The following is a 949-nucleotide window of genomic DNA, read 5'->3' as shown; positions in this document are numbered from 1 at the left end:
AAGTCGCGCACCGCCTGGTCGCTTTGGAAGTTGCTGCCGAACTGGAGCATGAGGCTTGCCCAGGGGATCGGGCGGGTCCGGCGCTCGGTGTAGCTCATCCGGTAGGTGAGCCAGGTATACACGTCCATGGCGAGCGGAGATCCACGCAACGACTTGTAGGCGCGGAGATCGATCGGAATCGGTCTGTCTATACACTCCTGGAAGAAATTCTGGCTCAGCCGCACGGTAGATTGCCACGTACCGGCTTCATGCTGATCTTGCGGCCGCCACAGGGCGCTGCCTTGGGCGTTGTCTCCGTCAAGCGCCCAGTCCTCGCCATCGATGTCGAGGTCATCGGCGATCATCACATTGCGCAGCTTGAACCCCTTGCGCCCGTTGCCCAGGTCGCCGGTGTACTGAGCGGTAATGAGGGCACCGAAGAGCCGTTTCATCTGCTCGGAAACTCGTGTGGAGGTGCCTCGTGAACCGCCACTGCTGGAGCGCAGCTCCATCACCTCGCGGAGAAATCCGCGCAGGGAATCCCCCAGCTCGATCACGGGGGACTGGCACCGCACGGCCTCGGTAGTTACCCAGGACAGCAGAAGGCGAGGGTAGATGCCGTAGGGGATGCCGCCTTCGTAGCCAGCGAGAATCCTCAGCCGGAATTCGCCGTTTTTGCGGGTGAAGGCGTCAGTCTTTGGGTCTTTGTAGGGCATGGTGGCCATCACCAGTGCCCTGGCCATGAAACCCAGCGCGCCGGCGTGCTTGGCATCCTCGATGTCATTGCCCATGTACTCATCGATGGCCGCTCGAACCCAGTCCGGAACGGGCTTGCGGTAATCGACTGTGACAGTCTCGTTTTCGTCCTTCGTGCGTCTGTTTTTCGCCATGGGTACCTCCGTTGTTGTCTTGACATCCTCACTCGCCCTGAAGGGCGAGGATTCCTCCATCGAGACGGGGATGCCCCCCC

Annotated in this window: 1 protein-coding gene; it reads right to left on the bottom strand. The window is 61.2% G+C overall.

Annotated features, from left to right (window positions below):
- Positions 1-869, bottom strand: an 869-nt coding sequence (locus tag ACOCD2_RS22185; protein WP_293675360.1) for a replication protein RepA, incomplete at its 3' end; no start/stop codon positions are given.
- Positions 870-949 lie beyond the last annotated feature (80 nt).

This window comes from Thiolapillus sp. (assembly GCF_048562965.1).
GTDB lineage: Bacteria > Pseudomonadota > Gammaproteobacteria > Chromatiales > Chromatiaceae > Thiolapillus > Thiolapillus brandeum_A.
The sequence above is the reverse complement of the archived record's forward strand: the minus strand, read 5'-3'. Positions and strand labels throughout refer to the sequence as shown.